At 43.5% G+C, this 17487-nt stretch carries 13 protein-coding genes, 1 pseudogene and 1 riboswitch; of the genes and pseudogenes, 4 read left to right on the forward strand and 10 right to left on the reverse strand.

Translation table 11 applies throughout. The annotated features are described in order from the left end of the window. Positions 1-272: 272 nt before the first annotated feature. Both OCV61_RS14510 and OCV61_RS14515 read left to right on the forward strand, forming a co-directional pair. Positions 273-1535: an ROK family protein gene (locus OCV61_RS14510; protein WP_158422406.1), complete on the forward strand. Its 1263-nt coding sequence runs from the start codon at positions 273-275 to the stop codon at positions 1533-1535. Beyond that, a complete protein-coding gene (locus OCV61_RS14515; RefSeq protein WP_158422407.1) occupies positions 1532-2518 on the forward strand; it encodes an N-acetylmuramoyl-L-alanine amidase family protein in 987 nt (328 codons plus the stop codon). The genes OCV61_RS14510 and OCV61_RS14515 overlap by 4 nt, the downstream gene beginning before the upstream one ends. A gap of 98 nt (positions 2519-2616) precedes the next feature. Here the strand turns inward: OCV61_RS14515 and OCV61_RS14520 are convergent, their stop codons facing one another. Continuing rightward, a complete protein-coding gene (locus tag OCV61_RS14520) occupies positions 2617-4155 on the reverse strand; it encodes a sodium/proline symporter (protein ID WP_158422408.1) in 1539 nt (512 codons plus the stop codon). A 425-nt stretch (positions 4156-4580) separates the two neighbouring features. On the opposite strand from OCV61_RS14520, the gene OCV61_RS14525 reads away from it, so the two are divergent. After that, positions 4581-5105, forward strand: a complete 525-nt coding sequence (locus OCV61_RS14525) for a hypothetical protein (RefSeq protein WP_158422409.1) — start codon at positions 4581-4583, stop codon at positions 5103-5105. 84 nt (positions 5106-5189) lie between these two features. Here the strand turns inward: OCV61_RS14525 and OCV61_RS14530 are convergent, their stop codons facing one another. The 8 genes from OCV61_RS14530 to OCV61_RS14565 form a co-directional block, all read right to left on the reverse strand. Then, positions 5190-5804: an NUDIX hydrolase gene (locus OCV61_RS14530; RefSeq protein WP_158422410.1), complete on the reverse strand. Its 615-nt coding sequence runs from the start codon at positions 5802-5804 to the stop codon at positions 5190-5192. Between the two features lie 20 nt (positions 5805-5824). Continuing rightward, complete coding sequence (locus tag OCV61_RS14535; RefSeq protein WP_158422411.1) at positions 5825-6460, reverse strand: ECF transporter S component; 636 nt, start codon at positions 6458-6460, stop codon at positions 5825-5827. Between the two features lie 165 nt (positions 6461-6625). Continuing rightward, a riboswitch (FMN riboswitch) is annotated at positions 6626-6761 on the reverse strand. Positions 6762-6875: 114 nt separating this feature from the next. Further along, positions 6876-7196 (reverse strand): type III toxin-antitoxin system ToxN/AbiQ family toxin, encoded by a 321-nt coding sequence (locus OCV61_RS14540; protein ID WP_262583083.1) that lies wholly within the window; start codon positions 7194-7196, stop codon positions 6876-6878. Positions 7197-7545: 349 nt separating this feature from the next. After that, the gene (locus tag OCV61_RS14545) at positions 7546-9879 is read right to left on the reverse strand and encodes a transglutaminase-like domain-containing protein (RefSeq protein WP_262583085.1); all 2334 of its coding nucleotides are present in this window, start codon (positions 9877-9879) and stop codon (positions 7546-7548) included. Further along, entirely contained in the window at positions 9860-10912 is a 1053-nt protein-coding gene (locus OCV61_RS14550) for a DUF58 domain-containing protein (RefSeq protein WP_158422413.1), read from the reverse strand. Before OCV61_RS14550 ends, OCV61_RS14545 begins: the two co-directional genes overlap by 20 nt. Next, complete coding sequence (locus OCV61_RS14555; protein ID WP_158422418.1) at positions 10912-11826, reverse strand: AAA family ATPase; 915 nt, start codon at positions 11824-11826, stop codon at positions 10912-10914. Before OCV61_RS14555 ends, OCV61_RS14550 begins: the two co-directional genes overlap by 1 nt. A 180-nt stretch (positions 11827-12006) precedes the next feature. Continuing rightward, positions 12007-12921 (reverse strand): class C sortase, encoded by a 915-nt coding sequence (locus OCV61_RS14560; RefSeq protein WP_158422414.1) that lies wholly within the window; start codon positions 12919-12921, stop codon positions 12007-12009. Positions 12922-13126: 205 nt separating this feature from the next. After that, positions 13127-14206: a PDDEXK nuclease domain-containing protein gene (locus tag OCV61_RS14565; protein WP_158422415.1), complete on the reverse strand. Its 1080-nt coding sequence runs from the start codon at positions 14204-14206 to the stop codon at positions 13127-13129. A 177-nt stretch (positions 14207-14383) separates the two neighbouring features. On the opposite strand from OCV61_RS14565, the pseudogene OCV61_RS14570 reads away from it, so the two are divergent. Beyond that, a pseudogene (locus OCV61_RS14570) lies at positions 14384-14520 on the forward strand (DUF6061 family protein); the annotation flags it as partial. A gap of 867 nt (positions 14521-15387) precedes the next feature. On the opposite strand, the gene OCV61_RS14575 reads toward OCV61_RS14570, so the two are convergent. Next, complete coding sequence (locus OCV61_RS14575) at positions 15388-17379, reverse strand: SpaH/EbpB family LPXTG-anchored major pilin (RefSeq protein WP_262583088.1); 1992 nt, start codon at positions 17377-17379, stop codon at positions 15388-15390. Positions 17380-17487 lie beyond the last annotated feature (108 nt).

The following is a 17487-nucleotide window of genomic DNA, read 5'->3' on the forward strand; positions in this document are numbered from 1 at the left end:
CTCCTTTGATGGTCCGGCTGTTTTTTGTCTGCCAGGTAATATTGTGGCTGTTATTTTATATCTGTCAGGTGATAGTCTGACTGTTTTTGTCTTGCATCTATCTTTTTTTTGATATATAATACAATTGAATTAAGTAATAAATTGAACTAATAATTTTATTTAAGGTTGTTATTCATCTGAACACTGTATTCACCCATCATGATTTGAATGTGAAAACACCAAAATCCAGATCACAGTGTTCATCCTATAAAATGTTCTGAGAGGTATGACTGATGAAAGAAACCATGCGAGGCCTGAACCAGGGGAATATCCAGAATCTGAACCGCAGCCTTTTACTGAATCTTCTGCGACGTGAAAAAGTATGTGCCAGAACCGCATTGGCAGAACATTCTGGTCTAAAGCAGGCAACAGTTACACATATTATCAATGACTTTATGAATTGGAATCTTGTAAAGGAAGTAGGATTGCTCACCGGCGTGAAGGGGCGCCGCTCCATTGCTATCTCCCTAAACACAGAGGATCTTGCGGTAGCCGGGATCCGGATCGCCAGACAGAATTTCTCTGTAGGACTTTTCAATCTGTACGGAGAAGCCGTTATGATCCGCAGAACCAGTATTAAGCACGGACAAAATGCCAGGGAGATCATGGACATGGTGTTCCATGCAATGGACAAAATGATCAGGCAATTTCCAGATAAAAAGATCCTTGCACTAGGACTTGCCATCCCCGGCCCTTACAACCGTGTGAAAGGCAGGATTTCTGTTGTTACTGAAGTGGAAGGATGGGCAGACATTCCGCTGAAGGATGAATTTATGGAGCATTACAAGATCCCGGTGATCATTGAAGAGCATGCCAATGCAGCTGCGCTGGCTCAGTTCTGGTACAGCAAAGAGACGAATAATACTGATGTGCTGGTATATGTTGCTTTTGCCCAGGGTATTGGTGCCGGCATTGTGAATAACGGTGCCCTCCTGACAGGGTCTACCGGTGCTGCCGGCGAGATCGGACATACCACCATTGATATCCACGGCCCCAGGTGCTCCTGTGGGAATTACGGCTGTCTGGAAGGCTATTGCTCTTCCATTACCTTTGTAAAAAAGCTGAATGAAGCCTTTGGCAAAAAAGATGAGCTTACTTTCTCAGATGCTGTTCTGCTGGTAAGGAAAAAAGATCCCACTGCAGTAAAGCTTTATATGGAAATGTGTGATTACCTGTCTATTGGCATTATTAATGTGATCAACAGCTTTAACCCTAGAGCTATCGTGATCGGAGATGAGATGGCTCATGTGAACCCCACCCTTATGCTGGAACGGGTAATCTCCAATGTACAGAAAAGAGTAGTTCCCCAGACAATGGAAACCACTTCCATCCGATTAAGCTCTTATAAGCAGGACTCTATGGTTTATGGCGCTGCCATCATTGCCATCAACGATATATTTCAAAATCCTGCATACTATTTTGATCCGGAACAAGATCCACAAGGCACAGATGGCACACTGCACAGCCACTTCCGAAATGTGCGCTTTTCCTTATGAAACCAGCAAGAAAATCTTCCCCGCTATTTATCCTGCTGCTTGTGCTGTCCCTTTTCCTAAGCCCTGATGTCCCAGGCAATACTTCCGTACTTCCCGGGGCCATGCAGGTCCAGGCAGCCGGTTTTACAGGCTGGAAAGCAAACCACACAGGGAAATATTATTATCAAAACGGCAAAAAACAAAAAGGCCTTCGCCGGATCAGGAATGCTTATTATGCCTTTGATTCCAGCGGAAGGATGCTTACAGGCTGGCAATACATCCGTGGACACTATCGTTATTTCGGACGACAAACCGGAAAAATGCGTACAAATGTGACTGTTCAGGGACGTAAGATCGATGTCCACGGGATCTGGACTCCTGTAGTCGTGCTGGATCCAGGGCATTCCGGTGTGACTGCACAAGGAACCGAGCCTTTAGGTCCAGGCTCCCCGGAGCAAAAAGCCAGGGATAATCCTGGCACACAGGGTATAGCCACTGGTATACCTGAGTACCAGCTGACCCTGACAGTAGCCAAAAAGCTGTCCGTTCTTCTAAAGAAACAAGGCTGCAAGGTCTTCCTTACCAGAACTGACCATAAGACAGCCAAAAGTTGCAGGCAGCGGGCTGCCATTGCCAATAGCAAAAAAGCAGATGCCTATATCCGGATCCATGCAAACAGCTTCACCTCCCAGCAGGTAGCAGGCGCCCGTACTGTGTGCGTAACAGCTGCCAATCCTTATCTTACCTCAAAGCAAATAAAAAGCAGCTATACTCTTTCAGAGGCTGTTCTTAATGCCTATGTAAAGAGTACAGGCTGCTTTAAAGAAAAGGTATGGGAAACGGACACCATGACCGGTAATAACTGGAGCAAGGTTCCCACTACCCTGATCGAGCTTGGATATATGTCAAATCCTGCAGAAGACCGTCTAATGCAGACGGCTGCTTATCAGCAGAGAATGATCCGTGGGATTTCAAAGGGCATCCGTACATTTTTCCTAAAATAGAAAAGGTATCGCCAAATCATCCCATCAGATGATTAAGCGATACCCTTTTTTTACCACTTCAAACTCTTTAAAATCTGTTACTGCATGTTTTCACTTTCTTACAGGTCAGTCTTTTTCTTTGCAAGCTCAAACTCTGCTTCAATCTCAGCCGATGGTTTCTTTGTAAGAAGACTGACTACCACGATCATCAATGTTCCAACCAGAAATGCGGGAAGCAGTTCATAAATCCCCCAAACGCCACCCATTGGCCGGATCAGGTACTTCCATACAAAAACCATAACTCCCCCGGAAATCATACCTGCCACTGCTCCAGGGAAAGTTGCGCGCTTCCAGAACAGGGCACACATCACTACCGGGCCAAAGGCTGCACCAAAGCCTGCCCAGGCAAAGGATACAATACCGAATACAGAGCTGTCCGGATTCTTTGCAAGAAACAGACCAAGAACTGCGATCACAATAACGGTTGTCCTTGCAGCGATCATACTTGCTTTCTGGGACAGCTTCAGATGAAAAGCTTCCTGAAGCAGGTTCTGGGAAACACTGGAGGATGCTGCCAGAAGCTGGGAATCTGCTGTGGACATGGTACTTGCCAGAATACCGGAAAGGATCAGTCCGGCAAGCAGAGCCGGGATAATCCCATAGCCGGATAACAGGTCAGAAATCCTGACAATGATGGTCTCTGTATCTGCTCCGTGAAGTGTATCAAGAATACCTTTGCCACTTAATGCACGGCCTGCAATACCGATCACAACAACCAATGCCATGGAAATAGAAACCCATACGGAAGCAACCCTTCTGGAAAGCTTCAGCTTTTTCTCATCCTCAATGGCCATGAAGCGAAGCAGGAAATGAGGCATTCCGAAATATCCCAGTCCCCAGGAAACAGTAGTAATAATATGTAAAAGCGTATATGGTTCACTGGTTCCTGTCTCTTCAAGATATGTGCTTCCTAAGGAAAGATACCCTGGAAGGGATTTGGCATTGTCAAGCACTGCGCCAATACCGCCTGCCTGTACAGTGGCAAAAATAAGAACTGTCATAATAGCCACTGTCATAATGATACTCTGGATCAGGTCTGTGATGGATGCTGCCAGAAAACCGCCGGTAGCTGTATATCCTACGATCACAAGAGCAGAGATCACCATTGCGGTCATATAATCCATGCCGAACAAAGATGAGAAAAGTTTGCCACATCCGGCAAAGCCTGCTGCTGTATATGGTACAAAAAAGACAATGATCACCACTGCTGCAATGGCTGCCAGAATACTTCTCTTATCATGGAATCTGTTTGAGAAAAACTGAGGAAGTGTAATGGAACCGGTGATCTGGGAATATCTGCGGATCCTTCTTGCTACCAGTAGCCATGCCAGATAGGTACCTGCTGCCAGACCGATAATAGTCCATCCTACATCAGCCACACCAGACAGGTATGCCAGTCCAGGAAGTCCCATTACCAGATAACTGGACATATCTGAGGCTTCTGCACTCATGGCCGTTACAAAAGGTCCAAGCTTTCTTCCTCCAAGGAAGAAGTCGGATGTGGAAGATGTCTTCTTGGCACAGTGAAATCCAATGGCCAGCATCCCCAGTAGATACAGAAAAATCGTGATCAAAATACAAATGGTTGCCTGTGTCATAATAACTCCTCTTTCTTTTCCTTATTTTGGTGTTTTGACACCAAATCTTCAAGTCGAGCAGCTGTTACTCACCACATGAAAGAGGTGGGAGTCTTCTCGACTGAGATAAAATTTATTTTTCATTTTAGCACGATTCTGTACGTATGAAAAGCACTTTTTTACTGCATTGCAGGAAAATTTTTATATTTTAATGTAGGAAAGTATTTGTAATGTAGAAAAACACTTATACTTATAATACAAGAAAGTATTTTCAAAAAGGTATTCAAAGGTGTTTTTATGCATCTGCACACTACAAATTTCGTTTTGTTTATGATATAATCCAGAAATAAAACAGACACCGCCGGAAGCATATTTTAAGATACCGGCATAAGAAAACCTTTCAGATATGGATTTCCTTCTGAAGCCTGTAAAAAAGGAGTGTTTCCATGAGACGACATACAGATGAGATAAAGATAGCAGTTAGTGCAGCACTGTTCTGCGGTGTTATGCTTCTGATATACGTGGTAGTTCCCCAGAGCATCCGGATCCCCACTGCCACCACTACATTAAAAGAAGCCCCGGCAACAGCTGCCGAGGCTGAAGCTGCCACTGGCAGCACATCTTCCGGATCGGATTTCCCGATCTATAACCAGGAAAGCAATTATCAGGACAATCCCTCAGGTGAGGATACTTCCACAGATAATACTTATACCCCTGACACACCATCCGATGAACCGGATACCTCCAATCCGGATGGTGCTTCTGATGAAGTGATCGACGATACTGTAACAGGAGATGATACCTCTGAGGATACACCTCCTGCTGATGATCCTTCCGGCGGCGTAGATACCTCCGGTGATATCAGCACTCCGGATACCTCAGGCGATACATCTGGTGATACATCTGGTGACGCGTCTGCAGATCCTGCTGCTTCCGGCGATAATGTGATCGACGACTATGCAGAATATTAATGATCACAATACAGAAAAGTCATTCACCCTCCTGTGCCTGCACAAAAGTAAGTGAATGACTTTAAATTCAAGAATGCCTCGGCTTTATTTTAAAACCTCCAGGAAGTCAAAGGGCTTCTCATCCTTCAAAAAATGCATCAGCATATACGCACACATGATGGATACCCTTTCTTCCCGGAGGATTCTTTTTACTTCTTCCCGATCCGCAAGCACCACCTGGATCTCCTCTGAAGCCTCCTGGGCATCTGTGCTCACTGTGCCGCTGGCATATCCGTATACAGCAGCACAGGATTCATCTGACATCCCTACTGAAGTAAAATAAGGCTTCTGATATGCCTCATCTACTTTCAAAGGCGTAAGGGTCAGACCTGTCTCTTCATAAAGCTCACGAACTGCACTGTCATGGTAGTCTTCGCCCTTTTCCACCAGCCCGGCCGGAAATTCATAAGCATAGGTACCGATGGGATACCGATACTGCCGGATCAGTACAACCTTGTCCTTTTTCTCCCCATAAAGGCTGTAAATGATCACTCCATCCGGAGGATTCTCACCTGTGGAAAGCTTCATTTCCTTTTCAGACTTTGCCCTGGATGCCACAAAATAATCCACAGGTGTATTATGGATACTGGTTGCTTTTACATTGTAAAGATTCAAATATGCATTATCTGTCAGCTTCCTGACCTGGTTGATCTTGCCCATAATGACCTCTTTTCCCTGTATCAGTCACCTCGAAGGACTACACGGATCCTCTTATAAACAAAGAACACGATCACTGATACAATTGTATATTTCACTAAGTTAAAGGGAACAATGATCAGCGCTACAAAGCCCAGAAGGCTGTTGACAGAGCTGTGTACAGCAGTTCCCATCTCCACGAAAGCCTGTACCGGCATACCAAACGCCTTACCGTAAGCCGGAAGCAGTACAAATGCATTGGCAAAGCATGCCAGGATCGTTGTCAGCACTGTGCCTGCAGCCATACCTGCCACTGCATGCTTTCTTGTCTTTACGTGATGATATCTGTACAGAAGACCTGCCGGAATCACATAAGCACATCCCATCAGGAAGTTGGCTACATCCCCTACTCCTGCAGTCATGGTTCCCCTTGTAACAAGGTGTACCAGGATCTTGATCAGCTCTACCAGTACGCCAGCCAGCGGTCCCATAGCAAAAGAACCGATCAGTACAGGGATCTCAGAGAAGTCCATCTGGTAAAAAGATGGTGCCAGAAATGGGAGGGGAAATTCAAAATTCATCAAAACTCCTGCCACTGCTCCCAGCATCGCCACCTGCACAAGAGTCCTTGTGCGGCTCCTCTCCATTGTGTTTCCGCCTCTTAAAACCTGTTCACTCATAAAAATCTCTCCTTTGAAATTATTCTGAAAGAAAATTTCCAGTGGAAGATGTCTCTTATAAAGCCGGCCAATGACCTGCTTTAAAGATCCATGGTAACAGAAAAGCCCCGGAATCTCTCCCGGGGCATCACGCACTAATCTTCGTACAACATTCATACGTATCTGTGTGTTCTTCTCTCATCCAGACTATACTGTCGGTCCTGGAATCTCACCAGGTCAACCGCCTGCAGCGGGTCGCGGACTATACCGCCGGTAGGGAATTTCAGATCGCTTCTCTGATCACCCTGCCCTGAAGAAATTTTCTTTTTACATGCAGGATTATACTCCATCCAACTACCAATTTCAATAGGGTTTGACATTTTTATTAATTATATTTATACCATATTTTTTCACTAATTATATCTTTACTACTGATTCACTGATTTTTTCTAATATTTGTTAAAACATTCTCAACATATTCTCGATAGCCTTGCTCCAAAATCCTAAAAGCACAACTGTTATCAGTTAATTTTTGTTTTCGGTTTGTTGTAACCATTTCATATATTTTATTTGCTTTTTTCTGAATCCGCTCAGCATTGTCCATGCAAAACCGATATTCCTTATTTAATAACACGCGATACTTTTCGTCTTTTATATTTTTAATAATCAACCTTTCAATGCATTCCTCTGGCACAGGAATCATATAGTTGAATCGTAATGAACCCTTGATTTGTGACCCCTCTATTTTCTTTTTCATACCTTTGGAGATACTGATTGTATTCCTCATTTATACGATAAAAATCCATCTTCATCCTCCGCTGTACAGCACAGCAGGGAGATAAGAATCTTATCTCCCTGCAATTAACGATTCACATTTTAAGCTGCGAAGCACTTAAATTAATGGTTCACGTTCAAAGTAGTGAAGCACTTAAACTAATGGTTCACGTTCAAAGTAGTGAAGCACTTAAATTAATGGTTCACATTCAAAGTAGTGAAGCACTTGAATTAATGGTTTGCACTCAAAGTAGCAATGCACTTAAATCAAGCAGTTGTTCCTGCTCACTTGTATTATATGCAATTATCGGGAAAAAATCAATAAAAATATATCAGTTCCTGTTTTTCTTTTTCCTGGTTCTTCTGTAAATTTCTTCCATAAAGGCCGTATCCTCTTTCGTCAGCTCACGGAAACCATAATTGGCATCAAGAACCAGCCGCTTCATTTTCTCTGCCTCATCAGGGCCTGTAAGAACACCGGCTTCCAGCAGATACTTTGTGACCTGGCCCTCTGTCTCCGTATAATCCTTTGGCATACCGGCACGTATCAGCAGCTGATAGGTAGATCTGTACAATGCCTGTACTCTTCCCGATGGCGGCAGTCCGATGCCAAGCCTGCTCCTCCGCCTTTTTCTCAGTCTGGTAAACAAAATCCCACATACAGCCAGAAAAAGGACTGAAGCTCCGGCAATCAGGATCTGATCAAAGTGATCTGACAGCCAGCCAAGTATGATGGTGCCTTTGCCCTGGTCTTCCCGCTCCTCTACAGCAGTCTCTTCCTCTGGCACAGCAGCCTGATCCTGTACATCTGTATCAGCCTCTTCTGCCACCTCTGCCTCCATACCAGGAGTCACCTCCACCGGCGTCCAGCCCAGAAATGGCTGGTAGATCTCCACCCAGGCATGGGCATTGCTGTCTTCCAGCACAGCTGTATAATTGCCCTCCCCATCTGCTGTGAAAATCTCTTTTGGAGCAGCATACCCAACCACATACCTGGCAGGTACTCCAAGCATCCGAAACATCATAGTGGCGGCTGCTGCAAAATGCATGCTGTAACCTTCCTTTGTATCGTATAAGAAGGTTTCCACAAAATCCTGCCCCTCAGGAAGCTTATCCACATCCAGCTCATAGGAACACTGGCTGACCAGCCTTTTTACCACATACTGGCGGATCTGCTCATATTCATCTGCAATGTCCCAGTCCGGACGTACATCTCCCATGTCCGACTGACCCCAATGCTCTTCTTCTTTCTTTTCGGCACATTCCTTTTTCAGCTGCTCCAGCCCCTGATCCGGCACCTGAAGATCGCGGGTGCTGCAGTAAGCCCTGTAGGAAGCCTCTGTCTCATTCAGCACGCCATCTGTCTTCTCACCGTCACGATAGCCTTCCATTGTCTCTTTGTAGGCATCCCGCCAGTAAAAAGAAAAAATATCATCCTGGGCAGTCTGTCCTCCCACATAATCGTCCCCGCCATAGATCTGATAATTGTCATTCAGGAAAGCATTGTATGGCACATATGTATATTGTGTATTGGCATTTTTATTTTCCACAGTGATCTGGGCGGCTGTCACCGGCTGGTCTGCCGTTGTTTCATAATACATCATTCGCAAAAAAGGCAGATTCTGAATATATACCGAAGGATCCCCCTCCGTCTTCCAGGCCAGCACAGTATCCTGAAAGCTTTCTCCGTCACCAGGCTCAAAGCTGCTGCCTGTATAAGTTTCTCCTACAAAGCCTTTCAGATAAACGGTTTCCTCCGGCTTCTGGCTGCAGGTCACCTTCAGCGCATCCACACCTGTGAAAAAATAGCCATCCACAGCGCCTAATGTGCCGTTTTCCACACCTCCGCCTACACCTTCAATGGACAGATTCAGATTACCACCGGAGATTTTAGGCAGGATCTGCCATAATGACTGGAGAAAACGGCTCTGGATCCTTGTTCCTGCCTTGGACAACTGGGGGATGGAAGTACCTGACAAAGGTCTTGCAATACACCAGGCAGGCACAGACACCGCCAATGCGATCACCACAGCTGCTGCCCCACACTTCCATCCCATCAGATGGCTTCTTGCAGCAGTAAAAATCAGCAAAAGGATCATCAGAAGCAAATAAAGCCACATACTTCCCGGCCTTCCGCCGGCTGCTGCAGTAAGGGCAAACACAGGAAAAAACACAGCCAGCACTGGCAGCCATTTCTGCTCTTTTACCATAAAGGCTCCCAGGATCCCTGTAATGATAAAAATCAGCACCATGAAAAACAAAACAGTACCACCACTGGAAGCTTCCAGGGTATTCAGATTGCCTGCGTAAACCTGATTGATCTTCCGGATCACACTGTTGGCAACGCTGTAAAAGCCACGGATCAACGAATCCTGCCAAAAGAAGCAGAAGCCTCCCAAAAGCACTACCAGTCCAAGCCCTGCCAAAAACCTTTTCCCATCCAGTCTCTGATCCAGATAGAACCAGGTAAAAAACAGGCTGAAAGCAGCCAATCCTACAGCCAGCATCCAAAAGACTGTGGAAATGGAAAATGCAGAAATGACTCCTCCAACAAGAGCAAAGCCAGACAGAAAAAGTGCCAGAAAAGAAAAAAGAAAGTTCTTTTTTCCTATATTCTTTTCCTTTCTATCCTGCACATAAGAAGTATCAAACACCAAGATTTCCATACATCTGATCTCCCACATATATTTCTCCGGTAGTCAAGATCCGTACCGGCAGAACTTCTTTTTCATTTTCCAGGAAAACCTCAGCTTTGCCATCCTCTGCCTTGAAATAAGGGATCATAAGAAGCTCCCTCAGTCCATAGTACAGGGAATCCGGATCTTCCACCATAAACTTTTCCATATGATCTTCTGTCATCCAGCAAAACTCAAAGGCAACCTGATGTTCCACAAAATAATTGCCCAAAGAAGCGGCCAGATCCAGGAACCGGTCTTTATCCGCTGGTGTAAACTTTTCCGGATCCTTCACATGGGTATCCAGAAAAACCGGAACCCGAAGATCCATAGACATGCTGAACTCCTTGACCATAAGCTCTTCTGCCTTTGCGCTTAGCTTCCAGTGGATATTTTTCATGGCATCGCCCCGCTGGTAAGCCCTTGTATCAAAAATCTCCTGACTGTCAGAGCCCAGCCTTGCAAGCACATTTTCCCGCTGTTCGCCCTGCCCTGCCCCGGTTTCAGGCTCTTTTTCAAGAACAATAGGGTGGATCCTGGGAAGCACAGCAAAAGCCCCCTTTAACAAAGGCGCTGATATTTTCCCATAAAAAACTCCCAGATAATCATACAGCCGCAGTTCACGGACCTGTACTTTCACAATCCCGCAATGCACAGGCTGTACCTGGAACTGCCACTGATCCTTTCCTTTTCCGCCGGCAGCCACATGCACTGTTCTTTTGCTTTCCCGGCCTTCATTCACAGGATCGGACAATATAACCCCGGCCTGTATATCTGAAACCGGAAAAACGGCAGGATTTTGAATGGTCAGCACTGCTTTTGCCTGATCACCCCTGAATATGAAAGCCTGCTCCAGTTCCAGCCCTATTTTTATTTTTTTTGCTGTCAGATGCGCCCACACTGCCATAGCAATGGCAAACAGGATCTCAAAGGACAAAAGGAACCAGGAAAATCCGCTACCATTCACAAGCACTGTCAGAAATGTAAGTATGATCAGCAAAAAATAGAAAATCTTTCTCTTCATCAGCCTTTCTCCGGACGGGGCTGCTTCACAGAGGCAAGGATCTCCTGGGTGATCTTTGCGGCAGTCCCATGATTCATGCCGGCTTTGGAGCTTGTTTTCAAACGATGGACCGCTGCAGCCGGAAATACCTTCACCACATCTTCCGGAAGCACATACTCCCGGCCCTCTATGTAAGCATTGGCCTTCGCCAGCTTTGTCACTGCAAGGGCACCTCGTGTACTAAGTCCCAGTGTTACCAGCTCGTGCCTTCTGGTGGCATTTACAAGTTCTATAATATAAGAGCAGATAGTAGGATGAACGAAAATCCTTGCTGTGGCTTCCTGCATCTTTTTCAGCTCTGCCCCATCTGTAACAGCACAGACCGCTTCCATAGGACGGATCTCTGATTGTGCCATCAGGATCTCCATTTCATCCTCTGGTGAGGGATATCCCATCTCAATGCAGATCATAAAACGGTCCAACTGGGACTCCGGAAGCATCTGGGTTCCGGCGGAGCCAATAGGGTTCTCTGTGGCAATGACCACAAATGGATCCGGCACTTTCCTGGTAACACCATCTACTGTAACGGTACCTTCCTCCATGACCTCCAGAAGAGCGGACTGGGTCTTGGCTGAGGTACGGTTGATCTCATCTGCCAGAAACAGGTTGCACATCACAGCTCCCGGCTGATACATGAATTTTTCTGTTTCTTTTATGTACATGGAAAATCCGGTAATATCTGAAGGCAGTACGTCAGGTGTAAACTGAACACGATTCTGCTTAAGGCTCATTGCCTTTGCAAAGGCCAGGGCCATAGAGGTCTTACCTACTCCCGGAATATCCTCGATCAGTACATGGCCTCCTGCCAAAATAGCAGTCATTACCTGCCGGATGCATTCATCCTTTCCCAGAATTACCTTGCCCACTTCCTGCATGATCCTGTCTGCATTGGTATTTTTCAACGTATTGTTCCTCCCGTTTTGTTCTTTTTCGTAATACAAGTTTTTAATGATTGATCATAATGATGCCTGATTTTAACCGCTGTTTATTTCTTTTTATTTCTGTTTATATCTGTTTATTTCTTTTTATTTCTTTTTATTTCTGTTTATTTCTGTTTATTTCTTTTTATTCTTATGATGTCTCCTTATCAGGATCACAAGAATCAGGATCACCTCTGCGGCCACCACTCCTGCCATCATAAACAGGAACCAGGGCCATACGTCCACGATCCGTCGCGCCATTGCTGCGGGCCTGAGCTGGGATACAGTTTTGCTGTTTTCTTCTCCTGTATATTCTATTCTGTGCCCCCGTACCAGAAGCCTGTGACTGTTGATGGCGTATGGGGTGCATGTAACCAGGGTCACATAATCCTGCCCTTCTACAATATCCAGGTCACTGGTATCATCCGGATCTACCACCTTGATCTGGTCTACCTGATAAGCCAGGATCTCATCCAGTACGTGGATGTAGAAGGGATCTCCTTCTTCTACTTTGTCCATGTCTGTAAAAAGCTTGGCTTCCGGCAGTCCTCTGTGTCCGGTGAGCACGCTGTGAGTGCTTTCGCCCCCCAAAGGAAAAGATGTTTCCGGAACATAGCCTACCCCTTTTGCAAGGACTTCCTGGGAAGTTCCATAATAAATCGGCAGGTTCACATCGATTACCGGAATGGTCAGGTAGCCGATCACGTCTCCGATCTCCATCATGGTCGTATGGGTGCCGCCCTCTGTGTCGGTGCCATCTGCGTCTGTATTGCCATCGTCTCCGGCAGCTTCTGCAGCTTCTTTTACTGCTTCGCTTGTTTCGTCCTGAACCACAGCGTGTCCCAGCTGCTGGTTGTATTGTTTCATGGATTCTTTTACTGCATCTATTTTTTCTTCGTCCATATCCTGGATCTGATCATCGTAGTCCTCTATGGCTTCTGATGCGTTTTTCTGGGCAAGGATATTGCTGATGATAGGATATGCAGTCAGGCCAAGGCCTGCCAGGATCAGGATCAGGCTGAAGATTGTGACCAATCTTGGTTTTTTCATCGTATTCACCGTCCGTCTTAGGTTTCTGACGGATTATCTTTTAGATCTCCGGGTCAGAAAACCTTTTGTATTTGTTTTTGTTATACACATTTTAGATTCTACCACAAGTCGCTGGTTACTGCCATGCAACATATTCGTGAATAATGTTAAAAAATCCATATATGTATCTGCGATCATGATTTTTCTTAATTCCACAAACTTGAAATTATTCATTTAATTCAGCCTCAATTTCTTCAATGGTAGGCATACTACCTCTGAACTCTTCTGGTATAAGTTTTGATAATTCATAACTCGAAATACCAAGCGGCTGGCTAGTAGATTCTAATGCATACTGAGCTTCTACTTTATCCATATCTTTACAAATCAGAAGTCCCAAAGTAGGATTATCAGCTTCTGTTTTCATCTGATGATTAACAGCCACAACATAAGTTCCCAATTGACCTGCATAAGAAGAATCAAATTTACCTGTTTTTATTTCTACAACAACATAGCAATGCCTTTGAGTATTGTAAAATAACATGTCTATAAATTTTTCAGTATTTCCTACTTCAATTCTCACTTCCCTGCCCATATAAGCAAAGCCAGTGCCTAACTCCATAAGGAAATTATTAACTTTCTTTATAAGCGCATTCTTTAGTTCCTTTTCATCATACCTTTCGCGCAAAGTCAAAAAATCAAAATTATATGGGTCCTTCGTAATTGCTTGCGCTAAATCACTCTGTTCTATCGGAAGTGTATTAGAAAAGTTAGTTATTGCTTTACCCTGTCGTTCATACAAATCCGTTCCTAAGAAGTTAAGTAAAACATCTCTTGACCAATTGTTTTCAATAGTCTTTTTGATATAAAACAATGCCTTTGCAGAATTCCCTTTGCATTTATCAAGTATTATCTTGTTATGTCCCCATGGTATTCTAAAAATAATTTGTAAATCATCCCCAGCTTGGGGACGATTTGCATCTGTAATCAATTCGTCCTCAACCTGAGGACAAATCACTGCATCAGGATACATCTCATAAAAGTATCTCATATATTTCAGATTAGTTGGTGAAAATGATTTCACATCTGGCAAAATGGATTTCAAATCGTCACTCACCGTTTTATAGAATCCTGTTCCATATCCGAACTGTTCACTCATAGACGAAATGCCCTTACCAAGTTTCCAATAAAATCTTAGCATCTCATCATTTATCTTAATAGAAGCCCTGATTTGGCTTTTTCTAAAATCAGTGGATATTCCGGCAATCCACTCTTTATATTCATTATCAACCTTAATTAATTCACTCATATATAATCCTTTCTAGTGTATCAGTTTGACAGCTCCCGATTAAGATATCACCTGTTTTATTAAGAGATTTAAACCTATAAAACAGTATAACATAAAATAAAAGTGACATGTGAACTGATTAAAATGCTTCTGATTCTGATTTTTGTAACTGATGATTGATTGAGGAGATATAATATAATGAGAACAATATTGCAGAATATAATCCACATCGAAATAGTATCGATTTTTACACCACTGCGGGCTATATGCTCCGCAGTGACTATTGGGAAGCAGAAAAGAATTTAAAGACTACACCTGGATCAGACTGTGCATTAAAATTCGCAAGAAGATTACTGGGTTTTATTGGTGGAAAGATTACTGAGGGGTTGCTGTAGGAAAGATTACCGGGGGTTGCTGGGGGAAAGTATCTGCGATCAGGATCCTTATGACGTTGAAGATCAGAATTTCGGTGAATTTTTTGGAAAAGATATCTGCGATCAGGATTTTCAGGGTTTGAAGATGCAATTTATCAGTAGAAAGTATCCTCAAGTCTAAGAACAGGAGAATTGAAGATACTTTCTGCCATTGAAAAGTATCTTCCAGCCTAAGAATAAGCAGGTTGAGGATACAATTGCACTTGATCTGAAGGTCAAATTGCATCTGCAAGCTTAGGAAAAAGCAAAATGAAGATACATTGGCATAGAAAATTGTATCTGCAAAAAGACCAGGAACCTGAATGAAGATATCCGGATTATTAAGATACAATTGATCCATTGATTGTAAATGACCTTGTCTCTGTGCAGTAACTCTTTTGCAAAACGTTACACATAAAGTCAATTTTTGTAAAAAGTTTACACAAAAAGTCAATTTTCCCTTGACAAATTTCGCCGAAAATCATACAATAAAGATGCTTGAAAAAGCAATACTACCAATGATAATTCTGTAAGGTACAGAAGCTAATACCAAAATACAAAAGTGATATTTTTAAAATACTTTCCATTATTTTTCAAGAATACCTAAGAGATTTTTCAGAAAATACATAAGATAAATGACAGCCGGTTACACTGATTTCATCAGTGTACCGGCTGTTTTAAAAATCCTCCGGTCTGCATTTGCCGCAGCCGGAGGATTTTCTTTCACATATCCGTTTTCGTTAAGAGCATTATTTGTATAACCTCTATAACAGATCACCTTATGTGCTATTATTTTGCTGTTTTCTTTCTGGAAGCTGTGATCACAACCACACCAGCCAGTACAAGTGCTAATCCGATCACGCTGAACAGTACAGTACCCATACCACCAGTTAATGGAAGTTCAAAGCCTTTTTTGTTGATTACGGTCTCGATCTGGATGCCATCAGAAGCAACATCATTATTTTTGAATTCAGTTTTCTCTACCTCATGTTTCACTAATGTTGTCTTTCCTGTTTCGTCGATATTATACTCTGCCTTGGTGGTTGTTGTATAGGCAATATTCAGTGTTACCTTTACCGGTGCTTTCAGAAGATTGTACTCTGCATTCGTCTTTGTCTCTACCAGATAATATTCACCATTCTTAAGTCCGCTCTGAGAAACTTTACCTTCAGTATTTGTTTTAAGAGATGTTTCATTGATCTTCTTCCAAGCTTTAGAACTATCAAGACCTGCTTTCTTTACTTCATCTGCAGTAGCAACACCTGCTGTACCAGCATCAACAGCTTTGTACAGATCAAATTCTACATCTGCAAGAGGTGTTCCATCTGCTTTCTCAGCCTTCTTCTCAATTTGGATCTGGAAGGTATATACAACTGCTGTATCTGTGATCTTGTCGGTTGTAGGTGTACCAGGTTTGTTCGGGTTGTATCCATCATCGGTGTCCGGAAGAATCTTATTGGAATATTCCAGTGTTGCAGTGTTTGGATTACCTACTGTAGTTGTTACAGCTGTGTCAAGCAGTTCTGCATTATAAGTTACGATAATATTCTGTCCTGCATAAGAATCAAGATCTGCCAGTGTGAAATCAATGGTAAATCCGTTTCCATCCTCTGTAGCTGTTGCTGTTGCAGGGATTGTTGTGCTGCCTGTTTTATCTGTTACTTTTACTGAATTTGCATCATCTTTCAGGTTAGTAGGTGTATCTGTCAATGCAAATTTTTTCAGTTTTTTAATGTTTGCCGGTACAGATACTGTGATACGATATGGAACTTTATCCCCAACACTGTAATCAGCATCATGTTTCCATTCACTTCCATTCTTTACTTCCTTGGTCATGTCTGGCTTGTCATTGGTAACAGGGATTGTAATATTTGTGCCTGTATTTCCAGCATAGGTTACGTCATTACCTTCTACTTTAAATTCATAAGTAGCAGCACCGTCCATAATATAACCCTTATTATCTGCACCTACAGAAGTCTCAATAAAACGATATGTACCACTGGACAGGTCTTCTACACTGATCTTACCAGCTTCATTTGTTACCAGATTCAGAACAGTACCTGTGTTGTCTCCTAATGCAGTGGATTTCTTTGTGATATCTGTCCAGGAATCTCCATTCTTTTTTTGAAGAACAAAGGTTACACCTTTCAGTGCCGCACCAGCTTTTCCTGTTTTTACAAGACTTACCCCACCAACGGCTGTACTGTTTTTCGGATAAACATGTACATTATATAACCAGTCATCTCCATCTGTAGTCATTGGTACGGAGATCAGAAATGGATCGCATGGACCGGTTACAATTGCCGGACTGGTTGTCTCTACTACAAGGTAAAGACCCAGATCCAGGTTTGTAAATTCTGCAACACCGTCTGCGTTAGTCGGTACCTCATTACCAACTTTCAAAGCGGCCACATCGGCATTAACCTGAACATTTTTTCCGGTTCCTGTATAGTAGTCTGTTGCAGCTGGAAGACTTGCTGGAGTTGTGCTGTAATAGTCAGCAAGTTTAGCTGCATCTTGAACCTTGTAAATAGTAAATCCAACATCTTTGATGGGAACTGCTCCTGCCGGAACCTGTGATGCATCTTCTTTACCGGAAGCTGCTGTTCCTGTAGCAGTTCCTTCGGTATACTTATGAATAGTAATGGAACCTCTTTCGTTTTCGTCAATTACTGGTGTTTTGGAAGCAGTTGTGTCAGCTGCAAAAGAAGAAACTGACATACTTCCAAGCAACATTGCTCCGGTAAGCAGACCGGCAAGCAGTTTTTTGAATTTCTTCATACTCATATCCTCTCTCTCTTTTTCTTTTTTAGGCGTTTGCGAAACGCCACAACACCGCATAAATACGGCATTTTTTGTTACCTAAAAACAAATAACTCCTCACTGGAC

The sequence above is a fragment of the Blautia ammoniilytica genome (genome assembly GCF_025566965.1).
GTDB lineage: Bacteria > Bacillota > Clostridia > Lachnospirales > Lachnospiraceae > Blautia_A > Blautia_A ammoniilytica.

Bases quoted from the DNA above. Each gene is read 5' to 3' on its own strand.
- OCV61_RS14510 (WP_158422406.1), top strand. From the start codon at position 273: ATGAAAGAAACCATGCGAGGCCTGAACCAGGGGAATATCCAGAATCTG.
- OCV61_RS14515 (WP_158422407.1), top strand. From the start codon at position 1,532: ATGAAACCAGCAAGAAAATCTTCCCCGCTATTTATCCTGCTGCTTGTG.
- OCV61_RS14520 (WP_158422408.1), bottom strand. From the start codon at position 4,155: ATGACACAGGCAACCATTTGTATTTTGATCACGATTTTTCTGTATCTA.
- OCV61_RS14525 (WP_158422409.1), top strand. From the start codon at position 4,581: ATGAGACGACATACAGATGAGATAAAGATAGCAGTTAGTGCAGCACTG.
- OCV61_RS14530 (WP_158422410.1), bottom strand. From the start codon at position 5,804: ATGGGCAAGATCAACCAGGTCAGGAAGCTGACAGATAATGCATATTTG.
- OCV61_RS14535 (WP_158422411.1), bottom strand. From the start codon at position 6,460: ATGAGTGAACAGGTTTTAAGAGGCGGAAACACAATGGAGAGGAGCCGC.
- OCV61_RS14540 (WP_262583083.1), bottom strand. From the start codon at position 7,196: ATGAAAAAGAAAATAGAGGGGTCACAAATCAAGGGTTCATTACGATTC.
- OCV61_RS14545 (WP_262583085.1), bottom strand. From the start codon at position 9,879: ATGGAAATCTTGGTGTTTGATACTTCTTATGTGCAGGATAGAAAGGAA.
- OCV61_RS14550 (WP_158422413.1), bottom strand. From the start codon at position 10,912: ATGAAGAGAAAGATTTTCTATTTTTTGCTGATCATACTTACATTTCTG.
- OCV61_RS14555 (WP_158422418.1), bottom strand. From the start codon at position 11,826: ATGCAGGAAGTGGGCAAGGTAATTCTGGGAAAGGATGAATGCATCCGG.
- OCV61_RS14560 (WP_158422414.1), bottom strand. From the start codon at position 12,921: ATGAAAAAACCAAGATTGGTCACAATCTTCAGCCTGATCCTGATCCTG.
- OCV61_RS14565 (WP_158422415.1), bottom strand. From the start codon at position 14,206: ATGAGTGAATTAATTAAGGTTGATAATGAATATAAAGAGTGGATTGCC.
- OCV61_RS14575 (WP_262583088.1), bottom strand. From the start codon at position 17,379: ATGAAGAAATTCAAAAAACTGCTTGCCGGTCTGCTTACCGGAGCAATG.